The 14,535-nt window shown below is 66.7% G+C and carries 12 protein-coding genes; 11 read left to right on the top strand and 1 reads right to left on the bottom strand.

Annotated elements, in window-relative coordinates; genetic code table 11:
* Positions 1-18 precede the first annotated feature (18 nt).
* The 6 genes from AC6A67_RS15165 (at position 19) to AC6A67_RS15140 (ending at position 7,636) form a co-directional block, all read left to right on the top strand.
* Positions 19-1,056, top strand: a complete 1,038-nt coding sequence (locus AC6A67_RS15165; protein ID WP_498037571.1) for an ABC transporter ATP-binding protein — start codon at positions 19-21, stop codon at positions 1,054-1,056.
* Positions 1,053-2,120 (top strand): ABC transporter ATP-binding protein, encoded by a 1,068-nt coding sequence (locus AC6A67_RS15160; protein WP_498037395.1) that lies wholly within the window; start codon positions 1,053-1,055, stop codon positions 2,118-2,120. Before AC6A67_RS15165 ends, AC6A67_RS15160 begins: the two co-directional genes overlap by 4 nt.
* Before the next feature lie 172 nt (positions 2,121-2,292).
* Entirely contained in the window at positions 2,293-3,852 is a 1,560-nt protein-coding gene (locus tag AC6A67_RS15155; RefSeq protein ID WP_498037394.1) for an ABC transporter substrate-binding protein, read from the top strand.
* Positions 3,853-3,913: 61 nt separating this feature from the next.
* Positions 3,914-4,867, top strand: a complete 954-nt coding sequence (locus AC6A67_RS15150) for an ABC transporter permease (RefSeq protein ID WP_498037393.1) — start codon at positions 3,914-3,916, stop codon at positions 4,865-4,867.
* Positions 4,867-5,745, top strand: coding sequence for an ABC transporter permease (locus AC6A67_RS15145; protein ID WP_498037392.1), 879 nt, complete (start codon positions 4,867-4,869; stop codon positions 5,743-5,745). The genes AC6A67_RS15150 and AC6A67_RS15145 overlap by 1 nt, the downstream gene beginning before the upstream one ends.
* 166 nt (positions 5,746-5,911) lie before the next feature.
* Positions 5,912-7,636: a class I adenylate-forming enzyme family protein gene (locus tag AC6A67_RS15140; RefSeq protein ID WP_498037391.1), complete on the top strand. Its 1,725-nt coding sequence runs from the start codon at positions 5,912-5,914 to the stop codon at positions 7,634-7,636.
* A 151-nt stretch (positions 7,637-7,787) separates the two neighbouring features.
* Here AC6A67_RS15140 and AC6A67_RS15135 read toward each other — a convergent pair whose 3' ends face one another.
* Positions 7,788-8,558: an enoyl-CoA hydratase/isomerase family protein gene (locus AC6A67_RS15135; protein ID WP_498037390.1), complete on the bottom strand. Its 771-nt coding sequence runs from the start codon at positions 8,556-8,558 to the stop codon at positions 7,788-7,790.
* 357 nt (positions 8,559-8,915) lie between these two features.
* On the opposite strand from AC6A67_RS15135, the gene AC6A67_RS15130 reads away from it, so the two are divergent.
* The 5 genes from AC6A67_RS15130 to rpoN all read left to right on the top strand — a co-directional run bounded on the left by AC6A67_RS15130 (position 8,916) and on the right by rpoN (position 14,475).
* Positions 8,916-9,530 carry a ribonuclease D gene (locus AC6A67_RS15130; RefSeq protein ID WP_498037389.1) on the top strand — a complete coding sequence of 205 codons (615 nt, stop codon included), beginning with the start codon at positions 8,916-8,918 and terminating at the stop codon, positions 9,528-9,530.
* Between the two features lie 391 nt (positions 9,531-9,921).
* Complete coding sequence (gene lptC, locus AC6A67_RS15125) at positions 9,922-10,695, top strand: LPS export ABC transporter periplasmic protein LptC (RefSeq protein WP_498037388.1); 774 nt, start codon at positions 9,922-9,924, stop codon at positions 10,693-10,695.
* Positions 10,692-11,384, top strand: a complete 693-nt coding sequence (gene lptA / locus AC6A67_RS15120) for a lipopolysaccharide transport periplasmic protein LptA (RefSeq protein WP_498037387.1) — start codon at positions 10,692-10,694, stop codon at positions 11,382-11,384. The genes lptC and lptA overlap by 4 nt, the downstream gene beginning before the upstream one ends.
* 305 nt (positions 11,385-11,689) lie before the next feature.
* Positions 11,690-12,523 (top strand): LPS export ABC transporter ATP-binding protein, encoded by an 834-nt coding sequence (gene lptB, locus AC6A67_RS15115; RefSeq protein ID WP_498037386.1) that lies wholly within the window; start codon positions 11,690-11,692, stop codon positions 12,521-12,523.
* 359 nt (positions 12,524-12,882) lie between these two features.
* Complete coding sequence (rpoN, locus tag AC6A67_RS15110; protein ID WP_498037385.1) at positions 12,883-14,475, top strand: RNA polymerase factor sigma-54; 1,593 nt, start codon at positions 12,883-12,885, stop codon at positions 14,473-14,475.
* Positions 14,476-14,535: the final 60 nt, after the last annotated feature.

Below are 14,535 nucleotides of genomic sequence, written 5' to 3'. Positions count from 1 at the left end.
AGCAAGACCGCCACGCCGCTGCTCGACATTCGCAACCTCGCGACGTCTTTCATCACCAATGACGGCGTGCTGCCGGTGACGCGCAACATCTCGTTCAGCCTTCAGGCCGGCGAGCGGGTTGGCCTCGTGGGCGAGAGCGGCTGCGGCAAGTCTGTCACCGGGCTGTCGCTGATGCGGTTGCTGCCGCCACAGATGGCGCGGATCCAGGGCGAAATCCGCCTTGATGGCGAAGACCTGATGACGCTGTCGCCGCGGCGCATGCGCGCCATCCGTGGTCGTGACATCGCCATGATCTTTCAGGAGCCGATGAGCGCGCTTGATCCGGTGTTCACGGTCGGCGAACAGATTTCGGAAGCATGGCGGGTGCATTTTCCTGAGCGGCGCAATGAGGCGCGCGCCCGCGCCATGGCGGCGCTGGAGAATGTCGGCATTCCGGCGCCAGAGCGGCGCTTCGACGAATATCCGCACCAATTGTCGGGCGGCATGCGCCAGCGCGTCATGATCGCCATGGCGCTGATCTGCGAGCCACGCCTGATCATCGCCGATGAGCCGACCACGGCGCTGGACGTGACCATCCAGGCCCAGATCACTGACCTGCTGCGCGATCTGTGCGAGCGCACCGGCGCGGCGCTGATCTTCATCACCCACGATCTCGGCGTGGTGGCCGAGACCTGCACGCGCATGATCACCATGTATGCGGGGGAGATCGTCGAGGATGCGCCGGTCGATGACGTGCTGACCCGGCCGCGCCACCCTTACACCTCTGGCCTGCTGCGCTCCCTCCCCAGCCTAAGCGCCCGACGCGGCGTGCTGCCGTCGATTCCGGGCCGGGTGCCGTCGCCGGCCCGCATGCCGGCGGGCTGCCGCTTCCGCGAGCGCTGCGCCGAGGCCGGCGCCGGCTGCGAGCGCGAGCAGGCGCTGCTGCCGCTGGCCGCCGACCACGTCGCCCGCTGCTGGCGCGCGCCGGAGCTGGATTTGCCTGGCTCGGTGACCCCGGACGCCCTTGCGGCGCTAGCCGCCGGACAGATGGCTGCACCCCAGGGAGCCGCGTCATGAGCAGCGTCATCAACACAAATCCTCGCACCGCCAACGCCCCAGCCGCCATCGCGCCCGCGCCAGGTGCTGGCGCAGACGCCACCCCGGCGGTGCTGACGGTTGAGGATCTGTGCATCCGCTTTCCCACCAACAACGGGCTTGAGACCGTGAAGGCGGTCGATGGCGTCAGTTTCGAGGTACGCCAGGGCGAAACCTTTGGGGTGATCGGCGAATCTGGCTCCGGCAAAACCACCATTGGCCGGGCGCTGGTCTGCCTGCTCAAGCCGACGTCGGGGCGCATCCGCCATGGCGACGTCGACCCCGCCACCCTGGGCGCCAGGGCGTTCCGCGAGCACCGGCGCGATTACCAGATCGTCTTCCAGGACCCCAACGCCGCCCTCAATCCGCGTATGACCATCCTCGACAGCGTCATGGAGCCGCTGCTGACGGCGGGCGAACGTGATGGGGCCAAACGCCGCCGCATCGCCACCGAGGCGCTGCTGCGCGTCGGCCTGCCGCAGGAGGCGGGCGAGCGCTATCCGCATCAATTGTCCGGCGGCCAGAAGCAGCGCGTCAATATCGCCCGCGTGCTGACGCTGCGGCCACGCGTCATTGTCTGCGACGAGGTGGTGGCGGCGCTTGACGTGTCGATCCGCGGCGACGTGCTCAACCTGTTCGCCGATCTGCAGCGCGAATTTGGCCTGACCTATGTGTTCATCACCCACGACATTTCGGTGGTGTCGCATATCTCCGACCGCATCGCCGTGACCTATCTCGGCCGCTTCATGGAGCTGGGCCCGGCGGAAGCCGTCGCCGAACATCCGCTGCACCCCTACACCCAGGCCCTGTTGTCGGCTGAGCCGATGCCGTTGCCTGCAGCGCTGCGCACCCGCCGGCGCATCATGCTGCAGGGCGAGATCCCAAGCCCGGTGTCGCCGCCCAGCGGCTGCCGCTTCCGCACCCGCTGCCCCGCCGCCCAGCAACGCTGCGCCGCCGAGGAGCCAGCGTGGCGCGAGCTGCGCCCCGACCATTGGGTCGCCTGCCATTTCGCCACGGAGGACGGACCGCCCATGGCGGCGCAATAGCACGCAGCACGCAGCACGCAGCACGCAGCGCCTGGGCCGCCCATCGCGGCTTTTCGCAAGACCATCGCCACACACGCCAACCGCACGAGACCAGCCACCCGTCACACCCACGCCGCCATTCACTGCGGACCGGCATTCAGCCCGTCCTGCGCCACGTTGAGGGGAAACGTCGATGACCCATGCTGACATCCCGCTACGGATTCCGGTCGCCCACCTTGATCGCCGGAGCTTTCTGGCTCTGGTCGGCGCCGCAGGCGCCACCGCGCTGACAGGTTTTCCGGCCCATGCGCAGGAGCCGAAGCGCGGCGGGGTGCTGCGTCTGTCAGCCGCAACCAACCCCTCGTCGCTCGACCCGGCCACTGGCGGCTCAGGCTTTGATCACTGCTATCTGTGGACCATCTACGACACGCTCACCGAATGGGATTACGACACGCTGAAGCCCAAGCCTGGCCTTGCCAAATGGAGCTTCCCTGATCCGAAAACCATGGTGCTCGACCTCGAGCCCAACGTGAAATTCCACGACGGCACGCCGCTGGACGCCGAGGCGGTGAAGTTCAACATCGACCGCAGCCGCCAGGACCAGCGCTCCAACGTCAAGGCCGATCTGACCTCGGTCGGCGAGGTCGTGGTCACCGGCCCGCTGCAGGTGACGCTGAAGCTGAAAAACCCGGACAGCGCGCTGCCAGCCATCCTGTCGGACCGTTGCGGCATGATGATCTCGCCGACCGCGGTGAAGACCCATGGCGCAGCCTCCGACCGTAATCCGGTGGGGGCCGGGCCGTGGAAATTCGTCAGCTGGGCCGACAACCAGAAGGTGGTGGTGAGCCGCAATGACGCCTATTGGCGCAAGGATCGCGGCTTCCTTGACGGCATTGAGTTCAGCGTCATGCCGGAGCAGGCGACGGGCCTGCGCTCGGTGGTCGCCGGCCAGAATGACATGACCTTCAGCCTTGCGGCGCGGCTGAAGCCGGTGATCGAGCGGGCCAAGGACCTGCAGATGATCACCGCCCCGACACTGTATTGCATCCAGTTTTACTTCAACACCAAGCGCAAGCCGCTGGATAATCTCAAGGTGCGGCAGGCGATCAATTTCGCCATCGATCGCGATGCCTTCGTACGCGCCACCATGGCGGGCCTCGGCGAGCCGGCGACCATGACGCTGCCGAAGTCGCACTGGGCCTGGTCGGAGACCGCATCGAAGCTGTATCCGCACAGCATCGACAAGGCGAAGCAGCTGCTGGCCGAGGCAGGCTTCGACAAGGGCTTCGAGCTGACCGTCGGCGCCTATACCGACCAGGATAGCGTGCGACGCGCCGAAGTGTTGCAGGAACAGCTCGGCAAGGTGGGTATCCGGCTGAAGTTCACCCGCGGCACCGTGGCCGAGATCAGCGCCAATTTCTTCAACCAGGCCTATGACATGCTGCTGTCGGCGTGGACGGGGCGCCCGGACCCATCGATGACCTATGCGCTCGGCTTCGACAAGGGCGCCTATTACAACGCCAGCCGCGAAGCCACCGACGAGCTGAGCACGCTGATCCGCCAGAGCCGCGAGAGCGAGGATCTGAAGCAGCGCGCCGCGGTGTTCGACAAGATCCAGCAGATCACCATGGGCCAGGCGCTGTCGGCGCCGGTGGCGTTCCAGTTCGAGCTCGACGCCCTGTCGCCCAAGGTCAAGGGCTACAAACCCGACCTGCTCGGCAAACCCAAGTTTGAATTCGTCAGCCTCGGCTGAGTTCTGTGACGGAGGCGGGCCGCCGGCCCGCGCTCCCTCCCCTTCGGGACGGTAAATAGCAATGCTCGCTCCAGCAAAACGCCAGATGATCCGGCGACGGCTCCTGCAGACCATCCCCGTGGTCATTCTGGCGACCCTGATTGTATTCGGCCTGCTCAAGCTGGTGCCCGGCGATATCGCTGTGACGCTGGCCGGCGACAACGCCACCGACGAACGCATCGCCGAAATCCGCACCATGTATGGGCTCGACCAGCCATTCTTCGTGCAATATGGCGGCTGGCTGCTGAAGGCGGTGCAGGGCGATCTGTCGAAATCGCTGTTGTCGGGCGAAGCGGTGATCACCTCCATCGCCCGTTGCCTGCCCAACACCATGCTGATCGTCACCCTGGCGCTGCTGCTGGCCATGGCCATCGGCATCCCTTTGGGCATTCTCGCCGCCAGCCGTCCCGGCGGCGTGGTCGACCGGCTGGTGATGTCCATCGCCTCGCTCGGCGTGGCGATCCCCAATTTCTGGCTGGCGATGCTGCTGGTGGCGTGGCTGGCGCTGGGCCTCGGCTGGCTGCCGGCGACTGGCTCCGTGCCGTTCTCGGAGAACCCGTGGGAATCCTTGCGGCACGCCATTCTGCCGGCGGTGGCGCTGGCCTCGGGCGGCGTGGCCGAGGTGGCGCGGCAATTGCGTTCTTCGCTGGTGGAGATCCTGTCGTCGCAGCAGGTGCGCACCCTGCACGCCAAGGGCGTCGGCCCCGGGGCGATCCTGTGGAAGCACGGCCTGAAGAATGTCAGCGTCAATCTGCTGACTGTCATCAGCCTGCTCGCCAACCGCCTGCTCGCCGCCACCGTGGTGGTGGAGGCGGTGTTCGCCATTCCCGGCATGGGCAGCCTGATCGTCAATGCGGCGATCCAGCGTGATTTCCCGGTGGTTCAGGGCGTGGTGTTCGTGATGGTGCTGATCGTGGTCAGCGTCAATCTGGTCACCGACGTGCTGTACAGCGTGCTTGATCCGAGGATTGGCTGATGGCGGACATTTCCCTTTCCCCCGCCGCCGCCCCGGCCCGCGCCCCTTCGGCCTTCGGCAAATGGCTGCGCCGCGATCGCGTCGGCGCGGTGGCGCTGGCCTTCCTGCTCATGATGGTCGTCGTGGCCATCGCCGCGCCCTGGCTGGCGCCCTATTCGCCGACCGCCCAGGACATCGACGCCGCCCTTGCCCCCATGTCGTCGGCGCACTGGCTTGGCGCTGACGATCTGGGTCGCGACACCCTCAGCCGCCTGCTCTATGGCGCCCGCGCCAGCCTCTACGCCAGCGTGCTCGCCGTCACCATCGCCGTGCTGATCGGCGTGCCGGTCGGGCTGATCGCCGGCTATGCCGGCGGCTGGACCGACGAAATCATCAGCCGCTGCATCGACAGCTTGCTGTCGTTTCCGGCGATCGTTCTGGCCATCGCCGTGACCGGCGCGCTCGGCATCGGCCTGACCAATGGCATGATCGCCGTCGGCATCGTGTTTTCGCCGATGCTGGCCCGGCTGGTGCGCGCCCGGACGCTGGTGGTGCGCAATGAGCTGTATGTCGACGCCGCCCGCTGCTTTGGCACACCGACGTGGAAGATCCTGCTGCGCCATGTGCTGCCCAACGCCATCCAGCCGGTGATCGTCCAGGTGACGCTGCTGCTGGCGGCGGCGCTGCTGGCCGAGGCCAGCCTGAGCTTCCTCGGACTCGGCATCCAGCCGCCGGAGCCAAGCTGGGGCGCCATGCTGGCCCGCGCCTATCAGAACATGGAGATCGCCCCGGAGCAGATGTATCCGCCTGGGCTGATCATCATGCTGACGGCGCTGGCCTTCAACACGCTGGGCGAATCCCTGCGCACCGCCCTCGACCCCACCATGAAGAAGCTGTGAGCGCGCGGCGCTGACGCCGCCCGCCAGCTAGCCCGTCGAGCCGCAGCGTGACGCCAGGATCCGATGCGCATGGTTCATCGGGTCCTGATCAGGCCCGTGCGGCGACCGAACATTTTACGTCGCAGATGCATCAGCATCTTCGCGGCCCGGTATGAGGGAGCCTGTAATGACCCCTGAGGAAATGTTCGCCGACATGACGTCGGAAGGCGACATGGTGCTGGTGCGGCTCGATGACATCGCGGCGCGCCTGCCGGACAAGGTGTTCATCCACTACGGCGAGGATAATATCCGCATCACCTATGCGGAGTTCCGCCAGCGCGCCGACGCCATCGCCGCCGGCCTCGCCGCAATGGGCCTGCCGCGCGGTCGCCCGGTCAGCGTACTGACGCGCAATTCGTTGATGGCGGCGCTGGCGATGTTCGCCATCTGGCGGGCCGGCGGCGTCTATGCGCCGGTGAATTTCAACTTCACCGCGCCGCTGCTGTCCTACCAGCTCAAGGACACCGATCCGTTCGCGCTGATCACCGATCCGCATTTCGCGCCCGTGCTGGCGGAGGTGATCGATGAGGTCCCGCTCGAGCGGCTGATCGTCCACACCCCGGCTCCCGGCGATCACGACGCCACTGAGGCCAGCTTCGGTCCAGCCTTCGCCCGCCTGCAGATCAGCGATCTGGCGGAACTTACAGCGACGACCACAGCCCCGCCGCAGCTGGCGCTGAGCCCGTTCGATCCGGCCAATATCGTCTACACCTCCGGCACCACCGGGCCGTCGAAGGGGGTGTTGCAGCCGTTCCGCTGGCTGAACAATTATCTTTACATCATGCGGCGCATGACCACGGCGGATGACGTCATCTATTGCGATCTGCCGATGTATCACGTCGGCGGCGCCTTCTTCCTGCTGGCGCGGGCGGTGTGGCAGGGCAACACCGTCGGGCTGTGGGACAAGTTCAGCCCCACGAAATTCTGGGATCGCATCGACGAATGCGGCGCCAGCTGCTGCGTGCTGCTGGATGTGATGGTCCCCTGGCTGATGTCGGCGCCGCCGCGCGACGACGACCGCGCCAATACGCTGAACAAGGTGCATATGCAGCCGCTGCCGCCGAACCATCACGAGGTGGCGCAGCGCTTCGGTTTTGATTTTGTCACCGCAGGGTTTGGCCAGACTGAATCAGGGCTCGGCTTCGCCGGCCTGCTCGACCAGTTCGGCGACGCCCAGGGCACGCCGCCGCGCCTGTGGAAGGGCTTTGACAAGGACGCCCTGCGCGCCCGCGCCCGCGACTGCGACCGCATGATCCTTGATGGCGCAGGTCCCGTGCCCAAGGGCTTCATGGGCACGCCCAACCAGCTCTATGAGGTGGCCATCCTCGATGAGGATGACAATCGTCTGCCGCCGGGCGAGGTCGGCCAGCTGGCCTTCCGCCCGCGCTATCCCGGCATGATGATGCTGGAATATTTCCGCAAGCCTGAGGCCACGGCCAGGGTGTTGCGCAGCTGCTGGTTCCACACCGGCGATGCGGCGAAGCAATTGCCGGACTTGCCTGGCGCTTACGCCTTTGTCGATCGCATGGGCGGGTTCTTCCGGGTGCGCGGCGAGAACGTCTCGTCCTATGAGGTCGAGGCGCTGCTGCAGCGCCATGACAAGGTGCGCGCCGCCGCCGCCGTGCCCGTGCCAGCGCGCGAAGGCTCGGAGGAAGACATCGCGGTGTTCATCGAGCTGGTGGAAGGCGAAGTCATGGATGAAGCGGCGCTGCGCGATCACGCCCGCGCGGTGATGCCAAAATACATGCAGCCGGCGCATGTGCGCTTTGTCGACGCGCTGCCGCTGACCCCCACCAGCAAGATCGAGAAATACAAGCTCAAGCGGGCGATCCTGCAGGAGCTCGGGCTCTGAACTTGGGCCGGAGGATGGCTCCGGGCTGACGCGCCCGCGCCCGCGCCTCACACGGCATGAGACGTTGTGCGCAACGACGAGGGGGCCGGACCATGTCCGGCCCCGTCGTCATGACTGTACGGGCTTCACGCGCTGCGCGTCCGGCCGCGCCTCACTTCTTGACGAAGCGGTCGATAGCGTCGCGGAAGGTCTGGGTCTGCATACAGGCGACCATGGCCTCCATCTCGGCGTCGAGTTGCGCCACGGCCGGGGAGCGGCTCGCCTGCTGCACCAGTTGCTTGGTGCGCAAGATCGACTCCGGCGCATTGCTGGCCAGGCGCTGCGCCATCGCCTGGGTCGCGGCCTCCAGCTGATCGGCGGCGACCACCTGATTGACCAGACCGAGGCGCAGCGCCTCCGCCGCGTCGATGCTGTCGCTGGCCAGGAACAGCTCCAGCGCCTTGCGCGGCCCGACGCGCTCGACAATGCCGATCGAGCCGCCGCCATCTGGCGTGACGCCGAGCTTGTTGTAGGCGGCGGTGAATTTCGCCGTATCGGCGGCGATGCAAATGTCGCCGAGCGCCGCCAGTGAGAAGCCGGCGCCTGCCGCCGCGCCATGTACGCTGGTCAGCAAGAGGTATGGGCCGTCGCGCAGCATGACCAGAAAGCGGTTAAGCGCGCCGAGCAATTCGCGCGCCATGGTGCCGATGTCGTCAAGATGAGCGATGAAGCAGCGGATGTCGCCGCCGGCGCAAAAGGCCGGGCCATTGCCGCGGATCACCACGACCCGCACGTCCGGATTGGCGACGATCCGGGCGCCAAGCTCCTCAAGATAGCGCGCCTCATCAAGGCCAATGGCGTTGAACGCTTTGGGGCGGTTCAGGGTGATGGTGGCGACGGCGCCGGTGATGTCGAGCAAGGCGGATGGTTCAGTGGCGGTCACAGCGGCGGCTCCCCATGGATGTGGAATCTGCTGTGCTTCTGTCCGAGCCAGGCTTCGCGCGCAAGGTCATCCGCACACGCAAGGTCAGCGCGGATGCATGGTCAGTGTGGGCAAGCTGAGCCTTTGCTGCAACGGGCGCCGCTGGCGACGCGCACGACCGGCGAAACTGCATGACGTGGCTGATCGCCCGGTCTATGACGGTTTTGCGGCCCCGCTTCGATCACGCCTTGGCTCGCCAGCTGCGTCCTCATCGACGCGCGCGCCTGGCGGCGTGATCAGCCTGACGCGTCAGCGGGCGTCGCTTGACCACATGCGTCGCCGGCCGCTGGCCGGAGGCCGCCTGCCTGGAGGGGAGCTGTGACCAATCACGTTCATCGCGGCGATCTGCCGGCTGAGGTCCAGTTTGGAACGTCGGTGGCCGTCGACACCGAGACGCTTGGCCTCAACCCGCTACGCGATCGCCTGTGCGTGGTGCAATTGTCGGCCGGCGATGGCGACGCCCATGTGGTGCAGATCTTGCGCGACGGCCCGCCGCCCGTGAACCTGATCCGCCTGCTGGCCGATCCGGCGGTGCTCAAGATTTTCCATTTCGCCCGTTTCGATCTGGCGGTGCTCGAGCGTTATCTCGATGTGGCGACCCAGCCGGTCTATTGCACCAAGATCGCCTCGAAGCTGACCCGCACCTACACCGACCGGCACGGGCTCAAGGATCTGACCCGCGAATTGCTCGGCGTCGATCTGTCGAAGCAGCAGCAGTCATCGGATTGGGCGGCGGAGACGCTGTCGGACGCCCAGGTGGCCTACGCCGCCTCCGACGTGCTGCATCTGCATGCGCTCAAGTCGCGGCTCGACGCCATGCTGGCGCGTGAGGACCGCGCCGCGCTCGCCCAGGCCTGCTTTGAATTTCTGCCCACCCGCGCCCGGCTCGACCTCGCCGGCTGGCCCGATACGGATATTTTTGCGCATATGTGAGCGGCGATAATCGTTGCCTCCCTCACCGATTGTGACGCAATCACAACGCTCTGGCGGCCAATTGTCGCCAGATACGCCCATTACATCGGGCAGTGTGGTTGCAGTCGCCTGCCCAGGCGGCGGCGCGCTGTGATGCATGCCAATGCGTGCAACAACACATTGGCAAGATCGATGTGCTGTATGGTTGCGATGCGCAGTCACCTACAGCATATGCGCAGGGGGCATGGCGATTGCACCGGCCATGCCCATATCAGGGTGAACGCGGCGGCGCCGCGGGACGAGACCAGGAACGTGAGGCGCGGCTTGCTGGTGGCGAACTTGCTGGTGACGAATGTGCCAGTTGCGAATTTGCCAGTGACGAATTTGCGGGCGGCGGAGCGGGATAGAGTTGATGAACCAGATGGCTTTGGCCACACACGCAGTTCAGGGAGGCGCCGCGCGGCGCGCTCCAGGACTGCTGCACGGTGAGCGCCTCGCTGCCTACAAGGCGGCGCTGCGGCACTCACGGCTGGTGCGCGGCCTGCGCATGCTCATCCCCGTGGCCGCCGCCGCAGCGGTGGCCGGACTGATCGGCTGGAGCCTGTTCAAACCCGGGGCAAATATCGCGGGTCTGGAGATGGGGCCGGTCGCGCTGAGCGGCACCAAGGTGACCATGGAGAACCCCAAGCTCAATGGCTTCCGCAAGGACGGCAAACCCTATCAGGTGACGTCGGTGGCCGCCTCCCAGGACGTGCGCAAGCCAGGCGTGGTTGAGCTCGAGCAGATCACGGCGCGGCTCGGCGCGGTGGGCGACAACGCCACGCATCTGCGCTCCGCCGCTGGCGTCTACGACATGAAGTCGGAACAGCTGCAATTGTCAGGCGGCGTCCATGTCAACACGGACAATGGCGATACGGCGAAGCTGCAGGCGGCCAGCGTCAATCTCAAGGCCGGTGAAATGCACACCAGCGAGCCAGTGCGCATCACTACCGCCAATGGCGGCTCAGTCGACGCCGACGCCATGCGCGTCAGCGACAATGGCAAAGTGATCGTGTTCGAAGGTCGGGTTAAAACCGTGCTATACCCGCAGAACGGCGAGCAAAAAGGCGCAAAGGCGCCATCGACCGGTGAAACGGCCCCGCAACACGGCGGCCTCGAAACGACGGATACAGGTTTCAAACAATGACGAGCCGTTTCGCCACAGCGTCCACAGCTTCCCGGCCTTGCCGCGCCGGCCTGACCCTTGCCTCTGGCGTGGCGGCGTTGGCCGTGCTGGCCGCCGCCTTTTCGCTGCCTGCAGGCCCGGCCGAGGCGCAGGCGCGGCCATCGCCCGCCAAGCCTGCGGCCAACAGCGGCCTCGCCGGTTTTGGCGGCGCCGACAGCAAGGAGCCGATCAAGATCGATTCCGATCGCCTCGACGTGTTTGACAAGGACAAGAAGGCGATCTTCGCCGGTAATGTCATCGCCGTGCAGGGTGAGACCACCATGCGCTGCAAGACGCTGACAGTGTTTTATGAGCAGGGCGTCAACGCCCAGGGCGGCGCTGCTCCCGCCGGCGCCGCCGCGACGGGCTCTGCCAGCGACAATGGCGTGCGCCGGCTCGAATGCGCAGGTCCGATGACCGTGGTGTCGAAGGACCAGATCGCCACCGCCGACAACGCGATCTATGACAAGGCCGAGCAGAAGGTTTATCTCAACGGCAACGCCAAGCTCAGCCAGGGCGAAAACGTCACTACCGGCGACCGGCTGATCTATGATCTGGCCAATAGCCGCGCTTCGGTTGAGCGCAAGCCGGGTCAGCGCGTCCGCGCCCTTCTGGTGCCTGGCAGCGAGGACAAGCAGCAGAAGCCGCAGGCCAAGCCCGCGCAGCGATGAGAATTTCCTGCGCAGCGATGAGAATTCCCGCGCAGCGAGGGAAATTTGCGCGCGCAGCGATGAGAACCGCCGCGTAGCGTTTGAGAGGCCTGCGTAGCGTTTGCGAGGCCCTCGCCTCACGAATCGGCGTAGCGTTGAGAACAGCGGTGCTCCTGGGCGCGCCACATGTCCGGCGCGTCCGCAGGTTATGACAGGCCGTCGCCACATGGCGCTGGCCAGCGCCGCCCCTGTCCCCAGGCGGCGCGGGTTGCGGATCGCACGGTTGCGTGGTCGCCTCTGGCGTGCGCGGCCAGCGGGCGCAGCCAATGCACGAGACGGAACCGATGATGTATGAGCCGATGACAGCCCCGGGCGTTGCGCCCACCGACCAGGACTGGAGCCACGCCGACCACGCCGCGCGGCTGGCGGCGGCGCCTGGCGGCGTGCTGTCGGTGGAAGGCCTGCAGAAATCCTATGGCGGCCGCACCGTGGTGAAGGGCGCCAGCCTGTATGTGCGCAATGGCGAGGCCGTCGGCCTGCTTGGCCCCAACGGCGCCGGCAAGACCACGATCTTTTACATGATCACGGGCCTGGTGCGCGCCGACCGGGGCGTCATCGGCCTCGACGGCTATGACATCACCCGCCTGCCGATGTATCGCCGCGCCCGGCTCGGCATTGGCTATCTGCCGCAGGAGGCCTCCATTTTCCGCGGCCTGTCGGTGGAAGACAATATCCGCGCCGTGCTTGAGGTGACCCAGCCGGATCGCCGCAAGCGCGAAGAGGAGCTGGATCAGCTGCTTGAGGAGTTCCAGATCACCCGGCTGCGCAAATCGCCGTCGATTGCGCTGTCGGGCGGCGAGCGTCGCCGCTGCGAGATCGCCCGCGCCCTCGCCGGCCGCCCCTCGTTCATGCTGCTCGACGAGCCGTTCGCCGGCATCGATCCGATCGCCGTCGGCGATATCCAGCAATTGGTCAGCCAGCTGACCCGGCGCGGCATCGGCGTCCTGATCACCGACCACAATGTGCGCGAGACCCTCGGCATGGTCGACCGGGCCTATATCATCCACTCCGGCCAGGTGCTGATGGAGGGTCGCGCCGAGGACGTCATCGCCAACCCGGACGTGCGCCGGCTGTATCTGGGCGAAGACTTCCGTCTCTGACGGCGCGGCGCCTGGCGCGCTGTCGTCTTGCATGCGCCGTCATCTTGCGTGCGCTGCCGTCTTGCGTGCGCTGCCGAACGTCACACGCGAAAGCCCTCATGGTCGCGGCTGCGCTGCAAAGCCGCATGTGACCCTGCGTGATTGCGACAGAAACGGGGCAATTGCGGCGTGAGACCCGGCGAACCGCCCGTGACAGCCGTCAATTGTGTCGGACCAGCGTTCGACAACAGGCGGATGGTGCGATATGCAAGTTCCGTGCCCATTGACGCAGGTCGTGTGATCGAAACTCCGTGAGGCGCGCTTCATCTGGGTCCTGACGCTCGCCTCGCCCATGGCGGCGCGCGCTTGCGGTGTCATGCATGTCGTTTTCGCACCGGCTCGAAATCCGGCAGGCGCAGAGCCTGGTCATGACGCCGCAATTGCTGCAGGCGATCAGACTGCTGCAAATGTCGAGCCTGGAGCTGTCGGCCTGGGTGCAGGAAGAGCTGGAGCGCAACCCGTTTCTGGAAGCGGAGACCGGCGACAGCGCCGCCCGCCTCGCCCGCGACAATCGCGACGCCGGAATACACAATGCGCCGGAGCTGGCGCTTGAGGGACAGGCGGCGGAGGACGCCGGTCGCCCCTGGGACGCCGGCGAGCTGGAAACCAGCCAGGCGGCGCTGGAAGCCAGTCTCGACACCGATCTGAGCAACAGTTTCGAGCCCGATGACGGCGCAGGCGTAACCGGGCCGGCGACGTCTGGCGGCGACCATGCAGGCGGCGAATATTTGGGCGGCGCCAGTTCTGGCGGCGCGGTTTCTGGCGGAGGCGGCGCCGGCGGCGACGATTTCGACCCGATGACGCTGCTCAGCGCCCCGCCCGATCTGCGCGCCCATCTGCGCCAGCAACTGGGCCTGCAACGGCTCGACGTGCCGACGCAGCTTGCGGCCCTGGCCCTGATCGACGCCATCGCCCCTACTGGCTATCTTGAGCAGGACATGGCCCAGGGCCTCGACGCGCTGGCGCAGCGGCTTGGCGTGGCCCGCACGATTATTGATGCGGCGCTGACGGTGGTGCAGCAGCTCGACCCGCCAGGCGTTGGGGCGCGCGACCCGGCGGAATGCCTCGCCATCCAGCTGCGCCAGCGCGACCGTTACGATCCGGCCATGGCGGCGATGGTCAGCCGTCTGGATCTGGTGGCGAAGCGCGACTTCGTTGCGCTGCGGCGGCTGTGCGGCGTCAATGATGACGATCTGCACGACATGCTGCGCGAGATTCGCGCGCTGGAGCCGCGCCCCGGCCGCCCCTTCGACGTGACGCCCACCACGCCGCTCTTCGCCGACGCCGTCGTCAGGCGCGCGCCGGAAGGCGGCTGGATGGTCGCGCTGAACAGCGACGCCCTGCCGCGCGTCCTCGTCAACCGGGCCTATTTCAGCCGGGTGTCGAAGGCGACACGTAGCGAAGCGGAGAAGAATTTCGTCACCGAGGCGTGGCAGAACGCCAGCTGGCTGAATCGCAGCCTCGACCAGCGCGCCCGCACCATCCTCACCGTGGCGACGGAGATCGTGCGGCGGCAGGACGCCTTCTTCACCGAGGGCGTCGGCGGCCTGCGGCCGATGACCCTGAAAGCCGTGGCCGACGCTATCGGCATGCATGAATCGACCATCTCCCGTGTCACCGCCAACAAGTCGATCGGCTGCGAGCGTGGCGTGTTCGAGATGAAATACTTCTTCTCGACGGCGATCGCCGCAGCAGGTGACGGCGAGGCGCATGCGGCGGAGGCGGTGCGCCATCGCATCCGCCAGATGATCGACGCTGAAGCGCCTGACGCCATTCTTTCGGACGACGCCATTGTGCGCTCCTTACGCGAGGATGGCGTCGACATCGCCCGGCGCACCGTCGCCAAATATCGGGAATCATTGCGCATTCCCTCGTCTGTCGACCGCCGCCGCCTCAAGGCGCCCGCTGGCTGAGCGGCGCGGGCCGCCTGACCAGAGGGCACGGCGCGCGCCGCGCTCCATTGACTTGGCCAG

The organism is Camelimonas sp. FR25 (assembly GCF_059740505.1).
Note: the sequence above shows the minus strand (reverse complement) of the source record. Positions and strands in the feature narration are given on the sequence as shown.

Excerpts from the sequence above, each read along its gene's own strand:
- AC6A67_RS15160 (WP_498037395.1), top strand. The coding sequence starts at position 1,053 with ATGAGCAGCGTCATCAACACAAATCCTCGCACCGCCAACGCCCCAGCC.
- AC6A67_RS15155 (WP_498037394.1), top strand. The coding sequence starts at position 2,293 with ATGACCCATGCTGACATCCCGCTACGGATTCCGGTCGCCCACCTTGAT.
- AC6A67_RS15150 (WP_498037393.1), top strand. The coding sequence starts at position 3,914 with ATGCTCGCTCCAGCAAAACGCCAGATGATCCGGCGACGGCTCCTGCAG.
- AC6A67_RS15145 (WP_498037392.1), top strand. The coding sequence starts at position 4,867 with ATGGCGGACATTTCCCTTTCCCCCGCCGCCGCCCCGGCCCGCGCCCCT.
- AC6A67_RS15140 (WP_498037391.1), top strand. The coding sequence starts at position 5,912 with ATGACCCCTGAGGAAATGTTCGCCGACATGACGTCGGAAGGCGACATG.
- lptC (WP_498037388.1), top strand. The coding sequence starts at position 9,922 with ATGAACCAGATGGCTTTGGCCACACACGCAGTTCAGGGAGGCGCCGCG.
- lptA (WP_498037387.1), top strand. The coding sequence starts at position 10,692 with ATGACGAGCCGTTTCGCCACAGCGTCCACAGCTTCCCGGCCTTGCCGC.
- lptB (WP_498037386.1), top strand. The coding sequence starts at position 11,690 with ATGCACGAGACGGAACCGATGATGTATGAGCCGATGACAGCCCCGGGC.
- rpoN (WP_498037385.1), top strand. The coding sequence starts at position 12,883 with ATGTCGTTTTCGCACCGGCTCGAAATCCGGCAGGCGCAGAGCCTGGTC.